Source organism: Stutzerimonas balearica DSM 6083, assembly GCF_000818015.1.
Classification (GTDB): Bacteria; Pseudomonadota; Gammaproteobacteria; order Pseudomonadales; family Pseudomonadaceae; genus Stutzerimonas; species Stutzerimonas balearica.
Genome location: NZ_CP007511.1, coordinates 793,336 through 815,387, shown reverse-complemented (window position 1 = coordinate 815,387; position 22,052 = coordinate 793,336). Strand labels below are relative to the sequence as shown.

Sequence of the window (22,052 nt, the reverse complement as noted above, 5' to 3'; positions counted from 1 at the left end):
GAGGCACCGCCATCGGGCGCGGAGCCAGGCCACCGTCAATTCATCAGCGGTGTGTCGGCGCCCGGCATCAGAATCCCTTCGATGTTGGCCGCGCCGATCAGGCTCTTGATGTACTGGCCGACGCCGATCTGCCAGACCCGCCCGTTGAGCTCGGCGCGGATGGCCCCGGCGACGATCTCGTAGGGCAGTTGCTGGCCTTCGATGCGCTGGTCGACGTACACCAGGTGGTAGCCGTAGCGGCTCTCCAGCGGATGCGCGCAGAGCCCTTCGCCCTGACGGAACAGCTGGCGCTCGAATTCGGGCACCGTCTGGCCTTTGCTAATCTGCCCCAGCGCGCCACCCTGCGCCTTCGACGGGCAGTTCGAATGGCGCAACGCCAGTTCGGCAAACCGGCCTGGCTCGGCCTTGAGCTGCACCAGCAGCGCCTCGGCCCGCTCGCGTACCCGGCTGCGCTCCTCGGCGTCGTCCGGCGGGCAGGCCAGCAGGATGTGCCGGGCCGCCAGCAGCGGTGCGCTGAAGAAACGCTGGCGATTGCCTTCGTAGAACTGCCGGCAGGCGCTGTCGTCGGCCAGCGGCAGCTGCACTTCCTGCTCGATCAGGGCACGGGTGGCGGCTTCTTCCTCGCTTTCACCGGCCTGCGCGCGGACCAGCAGGCCCAGCTCGGCAATGCGCTGCTGCAGCAGCTCGCGAATCACCAGCGCCTGGGTGGCGAGGTAGACCGCCTCGTCGCGGCTGTCGGCCGGGTGGTACTGCAGCTCCTGGGCGATCGCCTGCGGCGCGATCTCCACGCCGTTGACGCGTACCCGCGGCCACTCCTGCTCGCTGCTGGCGATCAGCAGCGGCGCGGCCTGTTCCGCTTCGCTTTCGGCCGGGGCGTCCTGCTCGGCCACCTCGTGGGGCAGTTCCTCGAACAGCGGTGCCTCCACCGGCCGTTCCAGCTCGGGGCGCACACCGCCACCGCAACCACCTCCACTTCCACTACCACCGCATCCACAACCCATGACGGCCTACCTCTCGAAAACTGGAAACGCGTATCGGCTGTGGCCGGCGCGCACGCCGGCCACAGCTGTTCAGTGCACGCTGTCGCGGGCCTTGGCCGTGGCATAACCCGGCGCCGGCGTGTTGCCGGCCTGGGCACGCGCCGGGGCCTGGTAGCCCAGCGGCCGCTTGACCCGCTTGGCCATCGGCTTGACGCCCTTCTGCCGGACGATCTGGTAGCGCCGCCCCAGGTACCACACCGGGGCACTGACGATGTGCACCAGGCGGGTGAAGGGGAACAGCACGAACAGGGTCAGGCCGAGGAACACGTGCAGCTTGTAGACGATGCCCACCGATTCGATGGCGCCTGCGGCCTTGACCGGCTGCAGCGTCACCACGCTTTGCGCCCAGTTGCCCAGCAACACCATCACCGAGCCATCGAGATGGCCGAGCGAGGCAAAGATGGTCAGCAGGCCAAGCACCAGCTGAGCGAGCAGCACGAAGAGGATCATGATGTCGCTCTTGTTCGAGCTGGCACGCACGCGCGGGTCGTTCAGCCGGCGCTGGATCAGCATGACCAGGCCGATCAGGCAGAGCACGCCGAAGAAGCCGCCGGAGACCATCGCCACCACCTGCTTGGCACCGCTGCTGATGAAGTGGTGATAGACCGAGGCCGGAGTCAGCAGGCCGACGAAGTGCCCGGCGAGGATGAAGATCACCCCGACGTGGAACAGGTTGCTCGCCAGGCGCATGCCCTTGGGCTGGAGCATCTGGCTCGAGCCGGCCTTCCAGCTGTATTGCGACAGGTCGAAGCGCGCCCAGCTGCCGATCAGGCAGACCGCCAGGGCGATGTAGGGGTAGACCCCGAACAGCAGGAAATTGAAGTTAGACATTGCGCACCTCCTGGGCCAGCGCGGCTTGCCCGTCTTGCTTGAAATCGGTCCAGTGCAGCGGCACCGGGGTTTCTTCGCGGGCCTTGCCCGGGCCGCCCGGCATGGACGGGCAGCGGTCCTGCTGCTCGGCCTGGAGGAAGTTCACCTGTTCTTCCTCCCAGACCTTGTCCAGCGCCTCGAGCGAGTCGTCGCGCACCTCGCCGGCGACCTGCTCGCGCAGCTCGCCCACGGCCTGCTCGACGGTCTGCCCGGCGATCTGCAGCAGCGCGTGGAAGCACGCCGCGTGCGGGCTCTCGCGCTCTTCCAGGCGTGCGGCGAGCAGCGCCAGGAGGTGCGCCACGTCGGCCAGCCCCTCGCGGGCCTCGAGCTCCTCGCGGGTGGCGAGGTACTCGAGGTACAGCGGGATGTAGTCCGGCAGCTCGCGCACGCCGATGGTAAACCCGGCGGCCTCGTACTGCGCCATCAGGTCGACCATGGCCTGGCCGCGGTCACGCGACTCGCCATGCACGTGCTCGAACAGCAGCAGCGAGAGCGTGCGGCCGCGGTCGAACAGCTCGGTGTAGCGCTCCTGCACGTCCATCAGATCGTCCTCGGTCAGCGCGTCGAGCAACCGGCGCAGCGCGACGCGCTGCTCCGGGCTGATCTCGCGGGCCGAGGCGATCGCCTGCGCCAGCTCCTGACGCCCGTCGAGCAGATGCTCGCCGGGGTAGTCGAGCAGCAGGGAGATCACCTTGAGGATCTTCATGCTCAGTCCTCCCACAGCTGGACGGTCTTGATGATGTCGCGGCGGTTGGCCTTCTTCGCACCAAACATGTTGGTGTCCGAGGCGCCGGAGCAGCCGCTGCCAAAGCTGAAGCCGCAGCCCGAGCGCTCGGCGAAGGCGTCGCTGGCGGCTTCTTCGCGGTGCGCCGAGGGGATCACGTAGCGGTCCTCGTAGTTGGCGATGGCCAGGTAGCGGTACATGTCCTCGACCTGGTCGACGCTCAGGCCGACGCTCTCCAGTACCTTGAGGTCCTGCACGCCGTCGACCTGCTCGGCGCGCTTGTAGGCACGCATGGCGAGCATGCGCTTGAGCGCCAGCTTGACCGGCTTCTCGTCACCGGCGGTGAGCAGGTTGGCCAGGTAGCGCAGCGGAATGCGCAGGCTGTCGACGTCCGGCAGCACGCCGTCCATGCTGACGTGGCCGGCGGCCGCGGCGTTCTGGATCGGCGACAGCGGCGGCACGTACCAGACCATCGGCAGGGTGCGGTACTCAGGGTGCAGCGGCAGCGCCAGCTTCCAGTCCACCGCCATCTTGTACACCGGCGACTTCTGCGCGGCCTCGATCACCGACATCGGCACGCCGTCGTCGAGCGCCTGCTCGATGACCTTCGGATCGAACGGGTCGAGGAAGATCTCCAGCTGCTTCTGGTACAGGTCCTGCTCGTTGACGGTGCTGGCCACTTCATGGATGCGGTCGGCGTCATACAGCAGCACCCCGAGGTAGCGGATGCGGCCCACGCAGGTCTCGGCGCAGACGGTCGGCATGCCGGCCTCGATGCGCGGGAAGCAGAAGATGCACTTCTCGGATTTGCCGCTCTTCCAGTTGAAGTAGATCTTCTTGTACGGGCAGCCGCTGATGCACATGCGCCAGCCGCGGCACTTCTCCTGGTCGATGAGGACGATGCCGTCCTCTTCGCGCTTGTAGATCGCGCCGCTCGGGCAGGAGGCCGCGCACGCCGGGTTGAGGCAGTGCTCGCACAGGCGCGGCAGGTACATCATGAAGGTGTTCTCGTACTCGCCGTAGATGTCGGCTTGCACCTTGTCGAAGTTCTTGTCCTTGCGGCGCTTGGCGAACTCGGTGCCGAGGATTTCCTCCCAGTTCGGGCCCCACTCGATCTTCTGCATGCGCTGGCCGGAAATCAGCGAGCGCGGGCGGGCCACCGGCTGGTGGTCGGAGATCGGCGCGGTGTGCAGGTTCTGGTAGTCGAAGTCGAACGGCTCGTAGTAGTCGTCGATCGAGGGCAGGTCCGGGTTGGCGAAGATGTTCGCCAGCACGCGGAACTTGCCGCCGATCTTCGGGTTGATGGTGCCGTCGCCGTTGCGCACCCAGCCGCCCTTCCACTTGTCCTGGTTTTCCCACTCTTTCGGGTAGCCGATGCCGGGCTTGGTCTCGACGTTGTTGAACCAGGCGTATTCCATGCCCTCGCGGCTGGTCCAGACGTTCTTGCAGGTGATCGAGCAGGTGTGGCAGCCGATGCACTTGTCCAGGTTCAACACCATGCCAACTTGTGAACGAATCTTCATGGCATCAATCCTCAGATATCTTGCGGCAGGGGTTGCGGCAGCTCGTTGCCATTGGGGCCATCGAGCCAGTCGACCTTGTTCATCTTGCGCACCACGACGAACTCGTCGCGGTTGCAACCCACGGTGCCGTAGTAGTTGAAGCCGTACGCCAGCTGGGCGTAGCCGCCGATCATGTGGGTGGGCTTGAGCACCACGCGGGTCACCGAGTTGTGGTGACCGCCGCGGGTCTTGGTGCTCTCGGCGCCGGGCACGTTCACGATGCGTTCCTGGGCGTGGTACATCATCACCATGCCTTCCTTGACCCGCTGGCTGACCACCGCGCGGGCGGTCAGCGCGCCGTTGGCGTTGAAGCACTCGATCCAGTCGTTGTCCTCGATGCCGACCTTCTTGGCGTCGATCTCGCTCATCCAGACGATCGGGCCGCCACGACTCAGAGTCAGCATGATCAGGTTGTCGGTGTAGGTGCTGTGGATGCCCCACTTCTGGTGCGGGGTGATCCAGTTCAGGCAGATCTCCGGGTTGCCGTTGGACATCTTGCCCTGCACGTAGCCGGTCGAGCGGGTGTTGATCGGTGGCCGGTAGCTCTGCAGCCCTTCACCGAAGGCCAGCATCCAGGGGTGGTCCTGGTAGAACTGCTGGCGACCGGTGATGGTGCGCCACGGGATCAGCTCGTGGACGTTGGTGTAGCCGGCGTTGTACGACACGTGCTCGTCTTCCAGGCCGGACCAGGTCGGGCTGGAGATGATCTTGCGCGGCTGTGCCTGGATGTCGCGGAAGCGGATCGCCTCGTGCTCCTTCGGCAGCGCCAGGTGGGTGTGGTCGCGGCCGGTGAATTCCGACAGCGCGGCCCAGGCCTTCACCGCGACGTGGCCGTTGGTTTCCGGGGCCAGGCTCAGGATCACCTCGGCGGCATCGATGGCCGATTCGATCTTTGGTCGGCCCTGGCTGACACCCTCCTCGCGCACCTTGTAGTTCAGCTCGCCGAGGAACTCGACTTCGTGCTCGGTGTTCCAGTTGATGCCCTTGCCGCCGTTGCCGAGCTTGTCGAGCAGCGGGCCGAGCGAGGTGAACTTCTTGTAGGTGTTCGGGTAGTCGCGCTCGACCACCGTCATGTTCGGGCAGTTCTTGCCCGGCATCGGGTCCGTGCCTTCGGTCTTCCAGTCGCTGCCGCCGAACGGCTGGGCCAGCTCACCGGGGGTGTCGTGCAGCAGCGGCACGGTGACCAGGTCCTTTTCCACGCCCAGGTGGCCGACGGCCATCTCGGAGAAGGCCTTGGCGATGCCCTTGTAGATTTCCCAGTCGGAACGGGCTTCCCAGGCCGGGTCGATCGCCGCCGACAGCGGGTGGATGAAGGGGTGCATGTCCGAGGTGTTCATGTCGTCCTTCTCGTACCAGGTGGCGGTCGGCAGGACGATGTCGGAGTACACGCAAGTCGAGGACATGCGGAAGTCGAGCGTGGTGACCAGGTCGAGCTTGCCGATGGCGCCCTCGTCCTGCCATTCGGCCTCGGTCGGCTTGAAACCGCCGCGCTTGCCGAGGTCTTCGTTCATCACGCCGTTCTTGGTACCCAGCAGGTACTTGAGCATGTACTCGTGGCCCTTGCCCGAGGAGCCGAGCAGGTTGGAGCGCCAGACGAACATGTTGCGCGGGAAGTTTTCCGGGCTATCCGGCTGCTCGCAGGAGAAGCGCAGCGAGCCGTCCTTGAGCGACTTGACCACGTAGTCGACCGGCGACAGCCCGGCCGCTTCGGCCTCGCGGCAGATCTGCAGCGGGTTGCGGTTGAGCTGCGGGGCGCTCGGCAGCCAGCCGGCGCGCTCGGCGCGGATGTTGTAGTCGAGCATGTGCTCGGGGAACTGCGACTTGTCGGCCAGCGGCGAGAGCACTTCGTGGATGCTCATCTTCTCGTGGCGCCACTGCGAGCTGTGGTTGTAGAAGAAGCTGGTGCCGTTCATCTGCCGCGGTGGGCGGCTCCAGTCCAGGCCGAAGGCCAGCGGCAGCCAGCCACACTGCGGGCGCAGCTTCTCCTGGCCGACGTAGTGGGCCCAGCCACCACCGGTCTGGCCCACGCAACCGCACAACATCAGCATGTTGATCAGGCCGCGGTAGTTCATGTCCATGTGGTACCAGTGGTTCATCGCCGCACCGACGATGATCATGGAACGCCCATGGGTCTTGTCGGCGTTGTCGGCGAATTCCCGGGCGATCTGGATGGCCTTCTCGCGCGAGACACCGGTGATCTTTTCCTGCCAGGCCGGAGTGCCGGGGACGCTGGCGTCGTCGTAGCTGGAGGCGACGTTGGCGCCGCCCAGGCCACGGTCGATGCCGAGGTTGGCGGCCATCAGGTCGAACACGGTGGCGACCTTGGCGGTGCGGCCGTCGGCCAGGGTGATGCTGCTGACCGGCACACGGCGCAGCTGCACCTCGTCGCCTTCGACGGCGGTGAAGTATTCGTGGGTCTGGCCGCCGAAATAGGGGAAGGCCACTTCGGCGCTCTCGCCGCCGATCTGGCTCAGCTTGAGGTCGACTTCACGGCCCTCGCCGCCCTCGCGGGCCTCGATGTTCCACTTGCCCTTCTCACCCCAGCGATAGCCGATCGAGCCCTGCGGCGAAACCAGCCCGCCGTCGGCGTCGACGCCGATGGTCTTCCATTCCGGGTTGTTGTCCTGGCCGAGGTTGTCGGCCAGGTCCGAGGCGCGCAGGAAGCGGTCGGCGACGTAGCCGCCGTTCCGCTCGTCGAGCAGCACCAGCATCGGCAGGTCGGTGTAGCGCTTGGCGTAGTCGGTGAAGTAGGCGCTCGGCTGCTCGAGGTGGAATTCCTTGAAGATGACATGAGCGAAGGCCTGCGCCAGCGCCGCGTCGGTGCCCTGCTTGGGGTTCAGCCAGAGGTCGGTGAGCTTGGCCACCTCGGAATAGTCCGGGGTGATCGATACGGTCTTGGTGCCCTTGTAGCGAACCTCGGTGAAGAAGTGCGCGTCCGGCGTGCGCGTCTGCGGGACGTTGGAGCCCCAGGCAATGATGTAGTTGGAGTTGTACCAGTCGGCCGATTCCGGCACGTCGGTCTGCTCGCCCCAGATCTGCGGCGAGGCCGGCGGCAGGTCGCAGTACCAGTCGTAGAACGACAGGCAGACGCCGCCGATCAGCGACAGGTAGCGGCTACCGGCGGCATACGAAACCATCGACATCGCCGGGATCGGCGAGAAGCCGACCACGCGGTCCGGGCCGTACTGCTTGACGGTATAGACGTTGGCCGCGGCGATGATCTCGTTGACCTCGTCCCAGCTCGAGCGGATGAAGCCGCCCATGCCGCGCTTGCTCTTGTAGGACTCGGCCTTGGTCTTGTCCTCGACGATGCTGGCCCAGGCCTCGACCGGCGCCATGTTGCGGCGCGCCTCACGCCACAGCTTGAGCAGCGGCTTGCGCACCTTCGGGTACTTCAGGCGGTTGGCGCTGTAGATGTACCAGCTGTAGCTCGCCCCGCGCGGGCAGCCGCGCGGCTCGTGGTTGGGCAGGTCGTTGCGGGTGCGCGGGTAGTCGGTCTGCTGGGTTTCCCAGGTGATCAGGCCGTTCTTGACATAGATCTTCCAGGAGCATGACCCGGTGCAGTTCACCCCATGGGTGGAACGCACGATCTTGTCGTACTGCCAACGGGAGCGGTAGACGTTCTCCCAGTCACGGGACTCGATGCGGGTTTCGCCATGCCCGTCAGCGAACTCTCCTTGCTTGCGATTGAAAAAACGCAGCTGGTCGAGTAGGTGGCTCATCGTTTCTTTCCTCTCAGGCTGAGCGCAGGCCGGGCCCGCGCTCTTCTTTTAATGCGGTCGTCCGGCCTAGCAGGGGGTCTCGGCGCCTTTGCGCGAATACCACCACCAGGTCACCAGGATGCAGGTCACGTAGTAGGCAACGAAGCCGTAAAGGGCCATCTCCGGGCCGCCGGTCAGGGCGATGGACGAGCCGAACGACTTGGGGATGAAGAAGGCGCCAAAGGCTCCGATCGCCGAGCTGAAGCCCAGCACCGCAGCCGACTCCTTGCCGGCGGCGCGCAGCACCTCGTCATTGGCGGCACCGTGCTTGCCGGCGCGACGTTCGTGCAGGGTGCGGAAGATCACCGGGATCATGCGGAAGGTCGAACCGTTGCCGATCCCGGTGGTGATGAACAGCAGCATGAACATCGCCAGGAAGCCGTAGAAGTTGCCGCCCTGCCCGGCCTGCGGCAGGAAGTACAGGACCCCGAACACCGCGGCGATCATCACCACGAAGTTCCACAGGGTGACGCGCGCACCGCCGAGCTTGTCGGCCACCCAGCCACCGACCGGGCGCACCAGCGCGCCGACCAGCGGGCCGAGAAAGGCGAAGCTCAGCGCGTTGACGTCCGGGAAGGAGGTCTTGATCAGCATCGGGAAGGCGGCGGCGAAGCCGATGAACGAGCCGAAGGTGGCCAGGTACAGCCAGCACATCAGCCAGTTGTGCTTGCGCTTGAAGATCACCGCCTGCTCGCTGAACGAGGCCTTGGCCGAGCTCAGATCATTCATGCCGAACCAGGCGGCGACGGTCACCGCGAGGATGAACGGCACCCAGATGAAGCCGGCGTTCTGCAGCCACAGCTGGCTGCCATCGGCCAGTTCCTGCGGCTGGCCGCCCGCGGCGCCGAACAGACCGACACCGATCAGCAGCGGCACGCTGAACTGCATCACCGACACGCCGAGGTTGCCCAGGCCCGCGTTCAGGCCGAGCGCGGTGCCCTGCTGCGCCTTGGGATAGAAGAAGCTGATGTTGGACATCGAGGAGGCGAAGTTGCCGCCACCGAAGCCGCAGAACAGCGCGATGATCACGAACACGCTGTAGGGCGTCTCCGGATTCTGCACCGCAAAGCCCATCCACAGCGCCGGGATGGCCAGCGAGGCGGTGCTGATCGCGGTCCAGCGGCGGCCACCGAAGATCGGCACCATGAACGAGTAGAAGATGCGCAGCGTGGCGCCGGACAGGCCCGGCAGCGCGGCCAGCCAGAACAGCTGGTCGGTGGTGAAGCTGAAACCGATGGCGTTCAGGCGCACGATCACCGTGCTCCAGACCATCCATACGGCGAAGGCCAGGAGCAGCGCGGGGATCGAGATCCACAGGTTGCGGGTGGCGATCGCCTTGCCGGTCGACGCCCAGAACTGAGGGTCTTCGGGCCGCCAGTCGTGGATCACCGGCCCCTGTTTGGACGGCTTGCCTGCCGCAGGTTTGACGAGAACAGTCATGGTCATTCTCCAGAAGAATCAGGGCGCGGACGACAACCGGCCCTGGCCGGCCTTGCCCATCACGGGGGTTGTGCGGATTTCGCTGAAGTACATCCAGATCAGGGAGACCCAGACGACGCCGTAGAGCAGCATGAAGGCCGAGGAACGCACGCCGGTGAGGTCGACCAGGGCGCCGAACATGATCGGCAGAATGAAGCCGCCAAGGCCGCCGGCCAGGCCGACGATCCCGGAGATCACGCCCATGTTCTCGGGGTAGTCGTCAGAGATGTACTTGAAGACCGAGGCCTTGCCGAAGGCGAAGGCGATGCCGACGACGAACAGCAGCGCGGTGAACACCCAGGCGTTGAGGCCGATGTGGAAGGTGCTCGGGCCGTTGACCGTCTGGATGGTGAAGTTGGTCTGCGGGTAGGACAGCAGGAACAGGCACACCCAGCTCACCCACATCACCCACCAGGTCACGCTCTGCGCGCCCCAGCGGTCGGACATCCAGCCGCCCACCGCGCGCAGCACGCCGCCGGGCAGTGAGAAGCAGGCGGCCAGCAGCGCGGCGGTCTGCAGGTTGAAGCCGTATTCCTGCACGTAGTACTTGGTCATCCACAGGGCGAGCGCGACGTAGCCGCCGAAGACGATCGAGTAGTACTGGCAATAGCGCCACACGGCCGGGTCCCTCAGCGCCTGCAGCTGGCTCTTGAAGGTCACGCTGGTGGACACGCGGTGCGCCTTGTTCTCGCTGGTGAGGAACCAGAACAGCACCGCGGTGATGAACATGATCGCCGAGTAGACCTTGGGCACCATCTGCCAGCTGCCGGCAGCGATGATCGCCGGGGCGATGAACTTGGTCAGCGCCGAACCGGCGTTGCCGGCGCCGAAGATGCCCATGGCCAGGCCCTGGGTGCTCTTGTCGAACCACTTGGCGACATAGGCGATGCCCACCGAGAAGGAACCGCCGGCCAGGCCGACGAACAATCCCAGCACCAGGAAGTGCCAGTAGGCGGTGGCCTCGCTGATCAGGTAGATCGGCAGCACGCAGACCAGCATCAGCACGAAGAAGACGATGCGGCCGCCGAACTTGTCGGTGAGCATGCCCAGCGGCAGGCGCACCAGGGAACCGGTTAGAACGGGTGTTGCGGCCAGCAGGCCGAACTGGGTCTCGTTGAGCTGGAAGATCTCCTTGATCGGTACGCCGAGCACGGCAAACATCATCCAGACCATGAAGCAGATGGTGAATGCCACCGTGCTCATGCCGAGTATCAGCCCTTGTTGAACATTCATTTTCGCCATGTCGAACCCTCCCCGAAGTATCGACCTGGCGCCAAGCTAGAGACGCAACGACCGGAATCCGTTGATTTGGATCAAGACCGGATTTCCGAGTGAAAAGGTAAGATTTGCCCAGCTACCACCTTGGAGGTAGCCAGAATTTCCACGCAAAACGCCTTTAATATCAGTGGTTTAAGGAATGATCGCCCAGCAGGGACCGGCACCCGGGCATCTCGGAACTCTTTGGAGGTAGCGTGCGGCTGGTTCAATGGATAAGGGGCTCGCTGCCGGTTCGCGCCGGCCTGGCCGTCATGCTCATCGCCGCCCTGGCGCTCGGCAGCGCGGTCAGCGCCGGCATGATCGCCTGGCTCAGCGAGGACGACGCCGCCGCCATCAACACCGCCGGCTCGCTGCGCATGGCGACCTACCGGCTGGCCTGGAAGCTCGAGGCCCAGGCCGCGGAAGAAGATATCCAGACCCTGGGGCGCAATTTCCAGCATCGCCTGGAGAGCGTCAGCCTGACCCGCATTCTCCAGGGCGAGGCCGAGGCGCCACTCAACCATGCCTATGCCGAACTGCGCGAGCGCTGGCGTACACAGCTGCTGCCCGCGCTCGAACGCGGCGATGCGAGCGGTTTTCAGGAAAATGCCGACGACTTCGTCAGCCAGCTCGATCGTTTCGTACTGCTGCTGCAACATCAGAGCGAGCGCAAGCAGAGCTGGCAGCAGGCCATTCAGGGCACCGCGCTGTTCGTCACCGTGATCGTGCTGATGGTCGGCATGTACAGCCTGCACAGCAGTGTGCTCAACCCGCTGCAGGAACTGGTCAGCGCCACCGAACGCTTTCGCGCCGGCGATCTGAGCGCACGCGTGCGCTACCGCGCCGATGACGAGTTCGGCCACATGGCGCTGAGCTTCAACGCCATGGCCGATGCCCTGGAAGAATCGCACCACACGCTGGAGATGCACGTGGCGCGCAAGACCGCGCACCTCGCCCAGGCCAACGCCGCGCTGCAGTTGCTCTACCAGAGCAGCCGGCGCATCGCCACCGACCCGGCTACCGCCGACTCGCTCGACAAGCTGATCGACAGCTTCCGCAACCGACTGCCCGGCCTGAACCTGACTCTTTGCCTGCACGGCGACCCGCGTGAACCGGCCACCCAATTGATCGCCCTGCACGGCAGCGAGCTGCGGCAGATCTGCGCGCCAGGTGACTGCGCGAGCTGCAGCATGCACAACGGTAGCCGTCTGATCGCCTGCCCGGTGGTCAATCTGGGCAGCGAGCTGGGCGAGCTGCGTGCGGGGTTCGCCGATGGCCGCGCGCCGGAGCAATGGGAGATGGAGCTGATCGAGGCACTGGCCAACCTGATCGGCACCGCGCTGTCGCTGGAACGCCGACGCGAGCAGGATCACCGCCTGCTGCTGTTCGAGGAGCGCGCGATCATTGCCCGCGAGCTGCACGACTCGCTGGCCCAGGCACTGTCCTACATGAAGCTGCAGGTGACCCGGCTGCAGACGCTGATCAATCGCGGCGAGTCGCCACAGACGCTGGAAAAGGTCGCCGAGGAGATCCGCGAAGGGCTGAACAATGCCTATCGCCAACTGCGCGAGCTGCTCACCACCTTCCGCCTGAAGATTCAGGACGGCGGGCTGGACAAGGCGCTGCAGGACACCGTGCGCGAATTCTCCGAGCGGGGTCAGTTCCCGGTGCACCTGAACATCCAGCCGCTGGCCTTCGACCTGCTGGCCAACGAGCAGATTCACCTCCTGCAGATCGCCCGCGAGGCGCTGTCCAACTGCGCCCGCCATTCCGGCGCCGATCAGGTCTGGGTCACGCTGCGCCCGGCCGGCGATGCGCTCGAGCTGCTGGTCGAGGACGACGGCTGCGGCCTGTCCGGCGACTACGACCAGCGCCAGCACCACGGCACCACGATCATGCAGGAGCGCAGCCGTCAGCTGCACGGCCAGCTGACCCTCGAGCCGCGCACTCCACGCGGCACGCGTGTACGCCTGACATTCAAGCCGGGATTTCTCGGCAACCAACCCAAGGGACAGATCGCATGAACGACACACGTCACAGCATCCTGCTGGTCGACGACCACCCGATGATGCGCCGCGGCATGCGCCAGCTGCTGGAGCTCGAAGACGACCTGGCCGTGGTCGGCGAGGCCAGCAACGGCGAGGAAGCCCTGCGCCTGATGCCGGACCTCGCCCCCGACCTGATCCTGCTGGACAACAACATGCCTGCGCTCAATGGCATCGAGACGCTCAAGCGCCTGCGCCAGCAGGGTTACGAAGGCAAGGTACTGCTGTTCACCGTCTCCGACGCCGAGGAAGACGTGCGTGACGCCCTGCGTCATGGCGCCGACGGCTATCTGCTCAAGGACATGGAGCCGGAAAAGCTCATCGACCAGATCCGCGAAGTGCTGCAGGGCGACCTGGTGGTCAGCCCGGCGCTGGCGCGCGTCATGGCCCAGGCCTTGCGGGTCGGCCAGCCGGTGACCTCCGAAGCGGAGCTGACCGAGCGCGAACGGCAGGTGCTGAAGATGATCGCCGGCGGCAACAGCAACAAGATGATCGGCCGCAAACTGGGCATCACCGAAGGCACGGTGAAGGTGCACGTGAAGAACCTGCTGCACAAGCTCGGCTTGCGCTCGCGCGTCGAAGCTGCCGTCTGGGCGCTGGAGCACGAGCGGATGCGCGGTTGAGCACCAGCTGCCTCTTTGGAGGTAGCCGGTTTATCGCTTCCGGGAGGCGACTGGCGCCTGGCCAGCCTCCTAGGATGCAGGCAGCAAGGAGGCCGCATGCTTACCCATTCCACCCTGCTGGCGACGCTGTTCCGCCACCCGCTGTTTCAGGCATTACCCCAACCGGCGCTGCAGGAACTGGCGCTCGGCGCCGGCAGCCGCCGCCTGCTGCAGGGCGCCACGCTGCATCATGAGGGCGATCCGGCGCGGCATTTCTTCATTCTGGTGCATGGGCAGATCAAGCTGCACCGGCTCAGCGGCGACGGGCAGGAGCGCGTGCTGGAGATCGTCCGCCCCGGCGATGTCTTCGCCGAGACACCGCTGTTCGACGAGCAGCCGCATTACCGGCTCAGCGCCACTGCGCTGCGCGAAACGCTGGTGCTGCAGGTCCAGAACGCGTGCTACCAGCGCCTGCTGCAGCAGCACCCGCCGCTCGCGCAGGCCATGCTTGCGCGACTCAGCCAGCGCCTCAACCGGCGGCTGGACGACATCGACAACCTGGCCACGTCCAACGCCAATCACCGGGTCGCACGCTTTCTCATCCAGGCGCAGGAGTCCGATAGCGGCATCGTCAACCTCGACGTGCCGAAGCGGCTGATCGCCTCGAAGCTGGGCATCCAGCCGGAAACCTTCTCACGCATCCTGCACCGGCTGATCAGCGCCGGGCTGATTCGCGTGCACAACCGCCGCATCGAGATTCTCGACCCGCTCAACCTCGCGGCCTATCAGCGCGAAGCGGGTTGATCGGACGCACCGTCCCGCTCGGCGGCATCATCCGCCCCGGCCTCGAACGGCGCCGGGCCGTCGCCCAGGCGGAAGGGCTGTGGCGGTGTATCGTCGAGCCGGCGCGTTGGCGGTGGTATGGGCTGGGCATCCTCCTCCGGTTCGCGCAGCAGACGGTAGGCGAGCGCGGCGAGCAACGCCGCCAGCAGGCGATAGATCAGCGAGGCAAGGTCGAAACCGATCAGGCTGCCGCCGTCGAGCCACAGCGACAGCAGGCGCCCGAACACCAGCGCTGCCATCAGGAACACCAGCATCATCAGCGCGGTGCGCATGCGTTCCGGTGCGCGCGCCGCCCAGAGCAGGAACAGCGCCAGTCCCAGTTGCAGCCCACCGTAGTAGACGCGCATGTGGCTGATCGATGCCGACTCCATGAGCAGCATGCCGTTGAGATTGGCCATCTCATACGGGCGTACCCAGTAGGCCAGGCTGAAGGCCAGCATGAACAGGGCCTGGGCCAGCAGTACGAAACGGGCAAAACGCATCGAAAACGCTCCTGATGACTCGATCCCCGGTCGCCATACGACCGCTCGTCGGGGGCTTGGTTCGATCCGGAGGCACCCTGCGGATCGCCACATTTGCCCACACTTTGCGGCTTTGGCCCCGACGCGCGCGGGGCTATGCTGCCGGCTTCGTCACCGGAGGTTTTCCATGCGTCGTCTATTGCTTGCCACCACTCTTTTTGCCGGCCTGGCGCAGGCCGCCGAGCCGATCGCCATCGACGTCCATCGCGACGCCAACTGCGGTTGCTGCAAGGCCTGGATCGAGCACCTCGAAGCCAACGGCTTCAGCGTGACCGACCACGTCGAGCCCGACATGGTCGCGGTGAAAATCGCCAATGGCGTGCCGCCTCGGCTCGGCTCCTGCCATACCGCCGTGATCGGCGGCCAGTTCGTCGAAGGCCACGTGCCGGCAGCCGACATTCTCAAGCTGCGTGCCCAGCCGGACCTCGCTGGCGCAGCGGTGCCCGGCATGCCGGTCGGCTCGCCCGGCATGGAGATGGGCGACCGCCAGGACGCCTATCAGGTCATCGGCCTGGCCAAGGACGGGTCCGAACGGGTCCTGGCCGACTATCCTGGGCACTGACCGGCCACGGCAACGATGCGCTGTCCCGCCGGTCTGATGGCTGACAGACACAGCGGAGAACCGAGCCCATGCGCTGGAAACGTGCGCGTCGCAGCGACAACGTGGTGGATGCCCGAGGGCGCAGCGGCATGCGCCTGGGCGGAGGGCTGGGCCTGGGCGGCATCGTCATTGTCGTGGTGCTCGGCCTGCTCACCGGGCAGGACCCGCTGCAACTGCTCGGCCAGCTCACCGGGCAGGACGGCTCGACCGTTCAGCAGCAGCGCCCGAGCACCACAGGCGACGACCCGCAGGTCGATTTCGTGCGCGCCATTCTTGGCGATACCGAAGACACCTGGCAGGCATTGTTCCGGCAGAGCGGCGAGCAGTACCGCGACCCCAGGCTGGTGCTGTTTCGCGGCGGGGTGAACTCGGCCTGCGGCTTCGCCAGTTCGGCGGTCGGCCCGTTCTACTGCCCCGGCGACCAGCAGGTCTACCTGGACCTGCAGTTCTTCGACGAGATGGCCCGGCGCTTTTCCGCCGCCGGCGACTTCGCTCAGGCCTATGTCATCGCTCACGAAGTCGGCCATCACGTGCAGACCCTGCTCGGCGTCTCGCAGCAGGTTCAGCAGGCCCGCGCGCGCGGCGCGCGGCTCGAAGGCGACAACGGCCTGCTGGTCCGCCAGGAGCTGCAGGCCGACTGCCTGGCCGGCGTCTGGGCGCACCATGCCCAGCAACGCCACGACTGGCTGGAGCAAGGCGATCTGGAGGAAGCACTCAACGCGGCCAGCGCCATCGGCGATGACCGCCTGCAGCAGCAGAGCCAGGGGCGCGTGGTGCCCGACGCCTTCACCCATGGCACCTCGGCGCAACGGGTCCGCTGGTTCCGCACCGGCTTCGACAGCGGCGAGCCGGGGCGCTGCGACACGTTCAAGGCTCCGCGCTTATAAGCTCAGGCCGAGCGGCCGCCGGCGAACGCCATGCGCTTGCACCGCTCCGGGCGAAGCGCGTGGCGCACCCAGTGCGGGTTCAACCCAGCTGCGCCAGCAGTGCCGCACAATCGCGCGCATGCCACTCGGTCAGTTCCGGCCAGGGGTTGTCCGGCAGGTTGACCAGCACACCCTGCGCCCCGGCGGCCCGGGCACATTCGAGATCGAAGCGGTAGTCGCCGACCATCACCAGCGCCCCCGGCTCGACGCCCCAGCGCTCGGCGAGCTTGAGCAGGCCGCCCGGATGCGGCTTGGGAGGTGCCTCATCGCGGCCGAGAATGTCCTCCGGCACGAAGCAGTCACCCAGCCCGAGCGCCTGCAATGTCACCAGCGCGAGCTCGTGGGCGTTGCGGGTCAGCACGCCGAGCCGGCAGCCGCGCTCGCGCAGCGCATGCACCAGCTCCAGCGCACCGGGGGCCGGGCGCGCCGCGTAGGCCAGCTCGCGCTCGTGTTCGAGCAGCCAGGCGCGCTTGGGCGCCGCCTGCTCGGCCGGCAGCGCGGCGAGGTGATGCAGGATGTCGTCGTCCGCGGGGATGTCCAGCGCGCGGCGGATCGCCGCGAAGTCATGCACGGCGATGGTCAGGGTGCCGTCCATGTCGAACACCCAGTGGCGCAGCGCGGCAAGCGTCACATCCAGTCCTCTCGGGCACGGATCAGCCCTTCCTGGGCCACCGAGGCCACCAGCTCGCCGGCACGATTGAAGATGCTGCCGCGCACGAAGCCGCGTGCATTGCCCGCCCAGGGGCTGTCGATCGAGTACAGCAGCCAGTCGTCGAGTTTCACCTCGCGGTGGAACCAGATCGCATGGTCAAGGCTGGCCAGCTGGATGAACTTGCTCCAGGAGCTCACGCCGTGCGGCTGCAGCGCGGTGCCGACGAAGCTGAAGTCCGAGGCGTAGGCCAACAGGTACTTGTGCAGCGCCGGGCTGGCCGGCAACGTGCCATCGGCGCGGAACCACAGGTGGCGGATCGGCTCGAGCGGCTGCGGGTTGGTCGGGTCCTGCAGGGTCACCGGACGGATCTCGATCGGCTTGGGCCGACGCAGCTTCTCCATCACCCGCTCGGGTACCAGCGGCGTGAGCTTGTGCAACAGCTCCCACTCGCTGGCCAGGTCTTCGGGGCCGACCACGTCAGGCATCTGCAGCTGGTGTTCGTAACCGCTCTCCTCGGCCTGGAACGAGGCGATGCCGGTGAAGATGATCCGCCCCTTCTGGATGGCGCTGACCCTACGCGTGGTGAAGCTGCGCCCGTCCCGCACCCGGTCGACGTCATAGACGACCGGCTCGTGGGAGTCACCCGGACGCAGGAAGTAGCCGTGCAGCGAATGCACGTGACGCGTGGTTTCCACGGTCTGGCTCGCCGCCGAGATCACCTGACCGAGCACCTGCCCGCCGAACAGCTGCGGAAAGCCCAGATCCTGGCTGGCACCGCGAAACAGGTTCTCTTCGATGCGCTCGAGCGAGAGCAGATTGACCAGATGGTCGAGGGTCTGGGTCATGGACGTTTTCCTAGGGGCACGGGGCAGGTCGCCATGGTACGGATTCGCGCGGCACGGCTCCAGCGCGGCGGCGAACGCCGCCGATCGTGCCGCCTGCGCGCGGCTTGAGGCCGGCTCGCGGCGGCCGGCATACTCGTCGGCAAACCTGCCGGATGCTGCCATGGCCCTGCCGCTGATCTATCACGACGACTACAGTCCGCCGCTGCCCCCGGGCCACCGCTTTCCCATGGAGAAATTCCGCCTGTTGCGCGATCACCTGGTCGACAGCGGCCTGACCCGGGACGACGCGCTGCTGCGGCCCGAGCTCTGCCCGCGCGAGGTGCTCGCGCTGGCCCACGACCGCGACTACGTCGACCGCTACTGCGATGGCGAAATGAGCCGTGAAGAGCTACGCCGCCTCGGCCTGCCGTGGAGCCCGGCGCTGGCCCGGCGCACGGTGCGGGCGGTCGGCGGTTCGCTGCTGGCCGCCGAGCAGGCGCTGCAGCACGGCCTGGCCTGCCACCTGGCCGGCGGCACGCATCACGCCCATCGTGACCATGCCTCGGGCTTCTGCATCTTCAACGACCTGGCGGTGATCGCCCTGGCGCTGCTCGAGAGCGGGCGCGTCGGCCGCGTGCTGATCTTCGATTGCGATGTGCATCAGGGCGACGGCACCGCACGCATCCTGGCGAACGTGCCCGACGCGGTGACCGTCTCGCTGCACTGCGAAAAGAACTTTCCGGCGCGCAAGGCCGAAAGCGACTGGGATATCCCGTTGGCGCCGGGCCTTGGCGACGCGGACTACCTGAAGGTGGTCGACGATACGCTCGGCTATCTGCTGCCGCTCTACCAACCGGACCTGGTGCTCTACGACGCCGGCGTCGATGTCCACCGCGACGACGCCCTCGGCCTGCTCGCGCTCAGCGACGCGGGGTTGGCCGCGCGCGATTCGCGGGTCATCGAGCACTGCCTGGAGCGCGACATTCCGCTGGTCGGGCTGATCGGCGGAGGCTACGACAAGGACCGCGCCCTGCTCGCCCGCCGCCACGCCCAGCTGCACTTCAGCGCCGCCCGTGCCTGGCAGCGCTACGGGCTGGGTTGAGCCCGCTCAGCTCATCCAGGGCGGCGGTGGCGGCTCGTCGTCGCGCTCCTCGCGCTGAGCTTCGCGGCGCGCCTGATCGGCGAGCGCGGCCTTGATCTCGCGCATCACCGCGTCCAGGTCGGCGGCATCCTCGGGCTCGGCGAACTCGCCGGTGAGCGGGGTCTGCGGTGTCAGCCGGCCCTCCTCGTAGAGCGCCCACATCTCCTTGGCGTAGCGGGTGAAGCGCAGCTCGGGAGCGAACTGCCCGAAATAGGCGGCCATGTTGCCGACATCACGCTCGAGCATCTCGAACGCATGGTTGTTGCCTGCGGCATCCACCGCCTGCGGCAGGTCGATGATCACCGGCCCCTGGCCGTCGAGCAGCACGTTGAACTCGGAAAGGTCTCCGTGCACCAGCCCTGCGCAGAGCATCTTGACGATCTCGCCGATCATGAACGCATGGAACTCGCGGGCATCGTCCGGGTGCAGGTCCACGTCGTTCAGTCGCGGGGCGGCATCGCCGTCGTCGCCCACGATCATCTCCATCAGCAGCACGCCGTCGAGGAAGTCGTAGGGCTGCGGCACGCGCACACCGGCTGCGGCCAGCCGGTACAGCGCGGCGACCTCGGCGTTCTGCCAGGTTTCCTCGCGCTCGCGCTTGCCGTACTTCGAGCCCTTGGCCATGGCCCGGGCGTCGCGGCTGTTACGCACCTTGCGCCCTTCCTGATATTTGGCGGCCTGCCGGAAGCCCCGCTTGTCGGCCTCCTTGTAGACCTTGGCGCAGCGCAGCACCTCGCCACAGCGCACCACGTAGACCGAGGCCTCCTTGCCGCTCATCAGCGGCCGCACGACTTCATCGATCAGGCCGTCCTCGATCAGTGGTTCGAGTCGCTTGGGGGTTTTCATCGCGAGGGCGGGCTCCTCTGGCAGGCATGGGCGGCCGCAGGTTACGGCAATCGCCTTCGGCCTGCCATGCCCCGCATCCGGGTTTGAAAGCCTGAAACGGATTGGCAAGCATCCGCGCGCGGATCGACAATCGCAGCACCCCGATTGCTGAGGTCGCCGCCATGCTCGACACCGAACGCTGCTGGCAAGCCGTCTGCGCGCGCGATGCGACGCACGACGGCCGCTTCGTCTTTGCCGTGCGCTCGACCGGCATTTTTTGCCGGCCGAGCTGCCCGGCGCGTCGTCCGCGGCGCGACCGCGTGGCCTTCTACGTCAACGCCGAGCAGGCCGAAGCCGCCGGCTTCCGCCCCTGCCGCCGCTGCCACCCGACGGGAATCGATACGGCCGCGCAGCTGGATGAACTGGTCGCCGCCGCCTGCCGCCTGCTCGACACCGCCGAGCGCGCGATCCCTCTGGCGCAGCTGGCCGCGCGCATCGGCCTGTCGCCGTCGCACCTGGCACGTGCGTTCAAGGCACGCACCGGCCTGACCCCAAGCGCCTGGGCGCAGGCGCGACGCCGCGAGCGGCTGCAGGCCGCCCTGCCGACCGCAAGCAGCGTGCTGGATGCCGCGCTGAGCGCCGGCTACGGAGGTGTTGGCGCCGCTTATGCCGATGGACAGGGGCTGAGCCCGGCGCAGCGGCGGCGCGGCGCCAGCGGTGAACAGCTGCGCTATGCCATCGCAGCCTGCCCACTGGGGTTGTTGCTCATCGCGGCGAGTGAAAGGGGCATCTGCGCCCTGCTGTTCGGCGACAGCGAGGAGGCGCTCGAGCAGGAACTGCGCCTGCGCTTCGCAGCCGCAGAACTGCGGCGCGACCAGCCAGGCTTGGGCGACTGGCTGCAGGCCGTGGTCGCTCAACTCGAGGAGCCCGCCCGCGCGGCCCATTTGCCGCTGGACCTGCGCGGCACCGCCTTTCAGCGCCGCGTCTGGCAGGCGCTGCAGGCGATCCCGCCGGGGCAGACGCGACGCTACGCCGAGCTGGCCGACGCGCTCGGCAGCCATGCCCGCGCGGTGGCACGCGCCTGCGCCAGCAACCCGGTCGGGCTGCTGGTGCCCTGCCACCGGGTGGTCGGCGCCGGCCAGGCGCTGACTGGCTACCGCTGGGGCCTGGCGCGCAAGGCCGCCCTGCTCGCCAGCGAGTCTTCGAGCACAACCGAGGGAGACTGAGCGCTTCGGCGTGGTCCGATCTACAACAGCCCCACGCCAGGAGCCCCCGTGACCGAACTCAAGCGCTACCGCATCCATTACCGCATCAACGGCCAGCCGGCCTCCCTGCAGATGAGCGCCTTTCAAGAGCCAAGCCTGGAACAGGTGGAACTGGAGATTCTCCTGCATCATGTGCGCGAACCCCGGGCGGCGACCGACACCCCCTGGGAAATACCCGAGCTGCCCAGCGAACAGGAGCGCATGCAGGAGCTGGGCGTCAGCGACATTCAGATCGAACTGGAGCGCAGCTAGCGTTTCAGCGGGCTCGCAACGCTGCCCTACAGCGCCTAGCATCGCCCCAACAGCCAGACAGCGGGGACCCTCGTGCGCCTGATCGACACCCACACACACCTGGACTTCGAAGACTTCGATGCCGACCGCAGCCAGGTGCTGGCACGCAGCCGCGCCGCCGGTGTAGAACGCCTCATCGTGCTCGGCGTGCATGCCGACAACTGGCAGCGCGTCTGGCGCCTGGCCTGCACCGAGGACGCCGTCTATGCCGCGCTGGGGCTGCATCCGGTGTTCCTGCAGCAACACCGCGACGAGCACCTGACAGCGCTCGCCGACTGGCTGCAGCGCTTGCACGGCGAGGCGAAGCTCTGCGCCATCGGCGAGATCGGCCTGGATTTCTACATCGACGACCCGGACCATACCCGCCAGCAGACCCTGCTCGAACGGCAACTGCAGCTGGCGACCGACTTCGATCTGCCGGTGCTGCTGCACGTGCGCCGCGCCCACGCACCGATGATCGCCACACTCAAACGCTACAAGCTACGCCGGGCCGGTGTGGTGCATGCCTTCAGCGGCAGCTGGGAGGAGGCCCGCGAGTACATCAAGCTCGGTTTCAAGCTCGGCCTCGGCGGTGCCGGCACCTGGCCGCAGGCGCACCGCATGCACCGGGTGCTGCGGCAATTGCCGCTCGACAGCATCGTGCTGGAAACCGACGCCCCCGATATAGCGCCCTGCACCCACCCCGGCGAACGCAACAGCCCGGAGCACCTGCCGGCAATCTGCGAGCGCCTGGCCGAACTGCGCGGCCTCAGCCCCGACGAACTGGCCGAGGCCAGCTATCGCAACAGTTGCGAGCTGTTCGGCTGGGCCTGACCCAGCAGCC

20 protein-coding genes are annotated in these 22,052 nt (G+C 66.9%); 9 read left to right on the top strand and 11 right to left on the bottom strand.

Features of this window, described 5'->3' with window-relative positions; translation table 11 throughout:
• Positions 1–35: 35 nt before the first annotated feature.
• The 7 genes from CL52_RS03650 to CL52_RS03620 all read right to left on the bottom strand — a co-directional run bounded on the left by CL52_RS03650 (position 36) and on the right by CL52_RS03620 (position 10,678).
• A complete protein-coding gene (locus CL52_RS03650; protein WP_043218576.1) occupies positions 36–1,001 on the bottom strand; it encodes a peptidylprolyl isomerase in 966 nt (321 codons plus the stop codon).
• 69 nt (positions 1,002–1,070) lie between these two features.
• Positions 1,071–1,871, bottom strand: a complete 801-nt coding sequence (narI, locus tag CL52_RS03645; RefSeq protein ID WP_043218575.1) for a respiratory nitrate reductase subunit gamma — start codon at positions 1,869–1,871, stop codon at positions 1,071–1,073.
• Positions 1,864–2,616, bottom strand: coding sequence for a nitrate reductase molybdenum cofactor assembly chaperone (narJ, locus tag CL52_RS03640; RefSeq protein WP_043218572.1), 753 nt, complete (start codon positions 2,614–2,616; stop codon positions 1,864–1,866). Before narJ ends, narI begins: the two co-directional genes overlap by 8 nt.
• A gap of 2 nt (positions 2,617–2,618) precedes the next feature.
• Entirely contained in the window at positions 2,619–4,157 is a 1,539-nt protein-coding gene (gene narH / locus CL52_RS03635; RefSeq protein ID WP_043218571.1) for a nitrate reductase subunit beta, read from the bottom strand.
• An 11-nt stretch (positions 4,158–4,168) separates the two neighbouring features.
• Positions 4,169–7,918, bottom strand: a complete 3,750-nt coding sequence (locus tag CL52_RS03630) for a nitrate reductase subunit alpha (RefSeq protein ID WP_043218570.1) — start codon at positions 7,916–7,918, stop codon at positions 4,169–4,171.
• A gap of 66 nt (positions 7,919–7,984) precedes the next feature.
• Positions 7,985–9,397 (bottom strand): NarK family nitrate/nitrite MFS transporter, encoded by a 1,413-nt coding sequence (locus tag CL52_RS03625; protein ID WP_041103697.1) that lies wholly within the window; start codon positions 9,395–9,397, stop codon positions 7,985–7,987.
• Positions 9,398–9,415: 18 nt separating this feature from the next.
• Complete coding sequence (locus tag CL52_RS03620) at positions 9,416–10,678, bottom strand: MFS transporter (protein WP_043218568.1); 1,263 nt, start codon at positions 10,676–10,678, stop codon at positions 9,416–9,418.
• A 236-nt stretch (positions 10,679–10,914) separates the two neighbouring features.
• On the opposite strand from CL52_RS03620, the gene CL52_RS03615 reads away from it, so the two are divergent.
• From CL52_RS03615 to CL52_RS03605, 3 genes are all read left to right on the top strand, one after another.
• A complete protein-coding gene (locus CL52_RS03615; protein ID WP_200889416.1) occupies positions 10,915–12,717 on the top strand; it encodes a histidine kinase in 1,803 nt (600 codons plus the stop codon).
• Entirely contained in the window at positions 12,714–13,361 is a 648-nt protein-coding gene (narL, locus tag CL52_RS03610) for a two-component system response regulator NarL (protein ID WP_043218566.1), read from the top strand. The genes CL52_RS03615 and narL overlap by 4 nt, the downstream gene beginning before the upstream one ends.
• Positions 13,362–13,457: 96 nt before the next feature.
• Positions 13,458–14,144 (top strand): Crp/Fnr family transcriptional regulator, encoded by a 687-nt coding sequence (locus CL52_RS03605; RefSeq protein ID WP_043218564.1) that lies wholly within the window; start codon positions 13,458–13,460, stop codon positions 14,142–14,144.
• Here CL52_RS03605 and CL52_RS03600 read toward each other — a convergent pair.
• Positions 14,126–14,665, bottom strand: coding sequence for a DUF4345 domain-containing protein (locus CL52_RS03600; RefSeq protein WP_043218563.1), 540 nt, complete (start codon positions 14,663–14,665; stop codon positions 14,126–14,128). The two genes, CL52_RS03605 and CL52_RS03600, sit on opposite strands and share 19 nt — an antisense overlap.
• Before the next feature lie 166 nt (positions 14,666–14,831).
• Between CL52_RS03600 and CL52_RS03595 the strand changes: the two genes are divergently transcribed.
• Both CL52_RS03595 and ypfJ read left to right on the top strand, forming a co-directional pair.
• The gene (locus CL52_RS03595) at positions 14,832–15,266 is read left to right on the top strand and encodes a DUF411 domain-containing protein (RefSeq protein WP_043218562.1); all 435 of its coding nucleotides are present in this window, start codon (positions 14,832–14,834) and stop codon (positions 15,264–15,266) included.
• Between the two features lie 68 nt (positions 15,267–15,334).
• On the top strand, positions 15,335–16,192 hold the full coding sequence (ypfJ, locus tag CL52_RS03590) for a KPN_02809 family neutral zinc metallopeptidase (protein WP_043218561.1): 858 nt from the start codon (positions 15,335–15,337) through the stop codon (positions 16,190–16,192).
• Positions 16,193–16,271: 79 nt separating this feature from the next.
• On the opposite strand, the gene CL52_RS03585 is transcribed toward ypfJ, so the two are convergent.
• Both CL52_RS03585 and tesB read right to left on the bottom strand, forming a co-directional pair.
• A complete protein-coding gene (locus tag CL52_RS03585) occupies positions 16,272–16,862 on the bottom strand; it encodes an HAD family hydrolase (RefSeq protein WP_041103685.1) in 591 nt (196 codons plus the stop codon).
• Positions 16,859–17,728, bottom strand: a complete 870-nt coding sequence (tesB, locus tag CL52_RS03580; RefSeq protein WP_041103683.1) for an acyl-CoA thioesterase II — start codon at positions 17,726–17,728, stop codon at positions 16,859–16,861. The genes CL52_RS03585 and tesB overlap by 4 nt, the downstream gene beginning before the upstream one ends.
• Positions 17,729–17,888: 160 nt before the next feature.
• Between tesB and CL52_RS03575 the strand changes: the two genes are divergently transcribed.
• Positions 17,889–18,809 (top strand): histone deacetylase family protein, encoded by a 921-nt coding sequence (locus CL52_RS03575; protein WP_043218558.1) that lies wholly within the window; start codon positions 17,889–17,891, stop codon positions 18,807–18,809.
• Between the two features lie 6 nt (positions 18,810–18,815).
• Here the strand turns inward: CL52_RS03575 and CL52_RS03570 are convergent, their stop codons facing one another.
• Entirely contained in the window at positions 18,816–19,694 is an 879-nt protein-coding gene (locus tag CL52_RS03570) for a PA4780 family RIO1-like protein kinase (RefSeq protein ID WP_043218556.1), read from the bottom strand.
• A 161-nt stretch (positions 19,695–19,855) separates the two neighbouring features.
• Here CL52_RS03570 and ada point away from each other — a divergent pair, with 161 nt between their 5' ends.
• From ada to CL52_RS03555, 3 genes are all read left to right on the top strand, one after another.
• Entirely contained in the window at positions 19,856–20,899 is a 1,044-nt protein-coding gene (ada, locus tag CL52_RS03565) for a bifunctional DNA-binding transcriptional regulator/O6-methylguanine-DNA methyltransferase Ada (protein WP_043222914.1), read from the top strand.
• A gap of 48 nt (positions 20,900–20,947) precedes the next feature.
• Complete coding sequence (locus CL52_RS03560) at positions 20,948–21,190, top strand: hypothetical protein (RefSeq protein ID WP_041103675.1); 243 nt, start codon at positions 20,948–20,950, stop codon at positions 21,188–21,190.
• A 72-nt stretch (positions 21,191–21,262) separates the two neighbouring features.
• Entirely contained in the window at positions 21,263–22,042 is a 780-nt protein-coding gene (locus CL52_RS03555; protein WP_043218553.1) for a TatD family hydrolase, read from the top strand.
• Positions 22,043–22,052 lie beyond the last annotated feature (10 nt).

What these genes read in the sequence shown, in the direction of transcription:
- CL52_RS03600 (WP_043218563.1), bottom strand. Translation starts at nt 14,665, where the DNA reads ATGCGTTTTGCCCGTTTCGTACTGCTGGCCCAGGCCCTGTTCATGCTG.
- narH (WP_043218571.1), bottom strand. Translation starts at nt 4,157, where the DNA reads ATGAAGATTCGTTCACAAGTTGGCATGGTGTTGAACCTGGACAAGTGC.
- narJ (WP_043218572.1), bottom strand. Translation starts at nt 2,616, where the DNA reads ATGAAGATCCTCAAGGTGATCTCCCTGCTGCTCGACTACCCCGGCGAG.
- ypfJ (WP_043218561.1), top strand. Translation starts at nt 15,335, where the DNA reads ATGCGCTGGAAACGTGCGCGTCGCAGCGACAACGTGGTGGATGCCCGA.
- CL52_RS03630 (WP_043218570.1), bottom strand. Translation starts at nt 7,918, where the DNA reads ATGAGCCACCTACTCGACCAGCTGCGTTTTTTCAATCGCAAGCAAGGA.
- CL52_RS03570 (WP_043218556.1), bottom strand. Translation starts at nt 19,694, where the DNA reads ATGAAAACCCCCAAGCGACTCGAACCACTGATCGAGGACGGCCTGATC.
- tesB (WP_041103683.1), bottom strand. Translation starts at nt 17,728, where the DNA reads ATGACCCAGACCCTCGACCATCTGGTCAATCTGCTCTCGCTCGAGCGC.
- CL52_RS03620 (WP_043218568.1), bottom strand. Translation starts at nt 10,678, where the DNA reads ATGGCGAAAATGAATGTTCAACAAGGGCTGATACTCGGCATGAGCACG.
- narL (WP_043218566.1), top strand. Translation starts at nt 12,714, where the DNA reads ATGAACGACACACGTCACAGCATCCTGCTGGTCGACGACCACCCGATG.
- ada (WP_043222914.1), top strand. Translation starts at nt 19,856, where the DNA reads ATGCTCGACACCGAACGCTGCTGGCAAGCCGTCTGCGCGCGCGATGCG.
- CL52_RS03650 (WP_043218576.1), bottom strand. Translation starts at nt 1,001, where the DNA reads ATGGGTTGTGGATGCGGTGGTAGTGGAAGTGGAGGTGGTTGCGGTGGC.
- narI (WP_043218575.1), bottom strand. Translation starts at nt 1,871, where the DNA reads ATGTCTAACTTCAATTTCCTGCTGTTCGGGGTCTACCCCTACATCGCC.
- CL52_RS03605 (WP_043218564.1), top strand. Translation starts at nt 13,458, where the DNA reads ATGCTTACCCATTCCACCCTGCTGGCGACGCTGTTCCGCCACCCGCTG.
- CL52_RS03625 (WP_041103697.1), bottom strand. Translation starts at nt 9,397, where the DNA reads ATGACTGTTCTCGTCAAACCTGCGGCAGGCAAGCCGTCCAAACAGGGG.
- CL52_RS03575 (WP_043218558.1), top strand. Translation starts at nt 17,889, where the DNA reads ATGGCCCTGCCGCTGATCTATCACGACGACTACAGTCCGCCGCTGCCC.
- CL52_RS03595 (WP_043218562.1), top strand. Translation starts at nt 14,832, where the DNA reads ATGCGTCGTCTATTGCTTGCCACCACTCTTTTTGCCGGCCTGGCGCAG.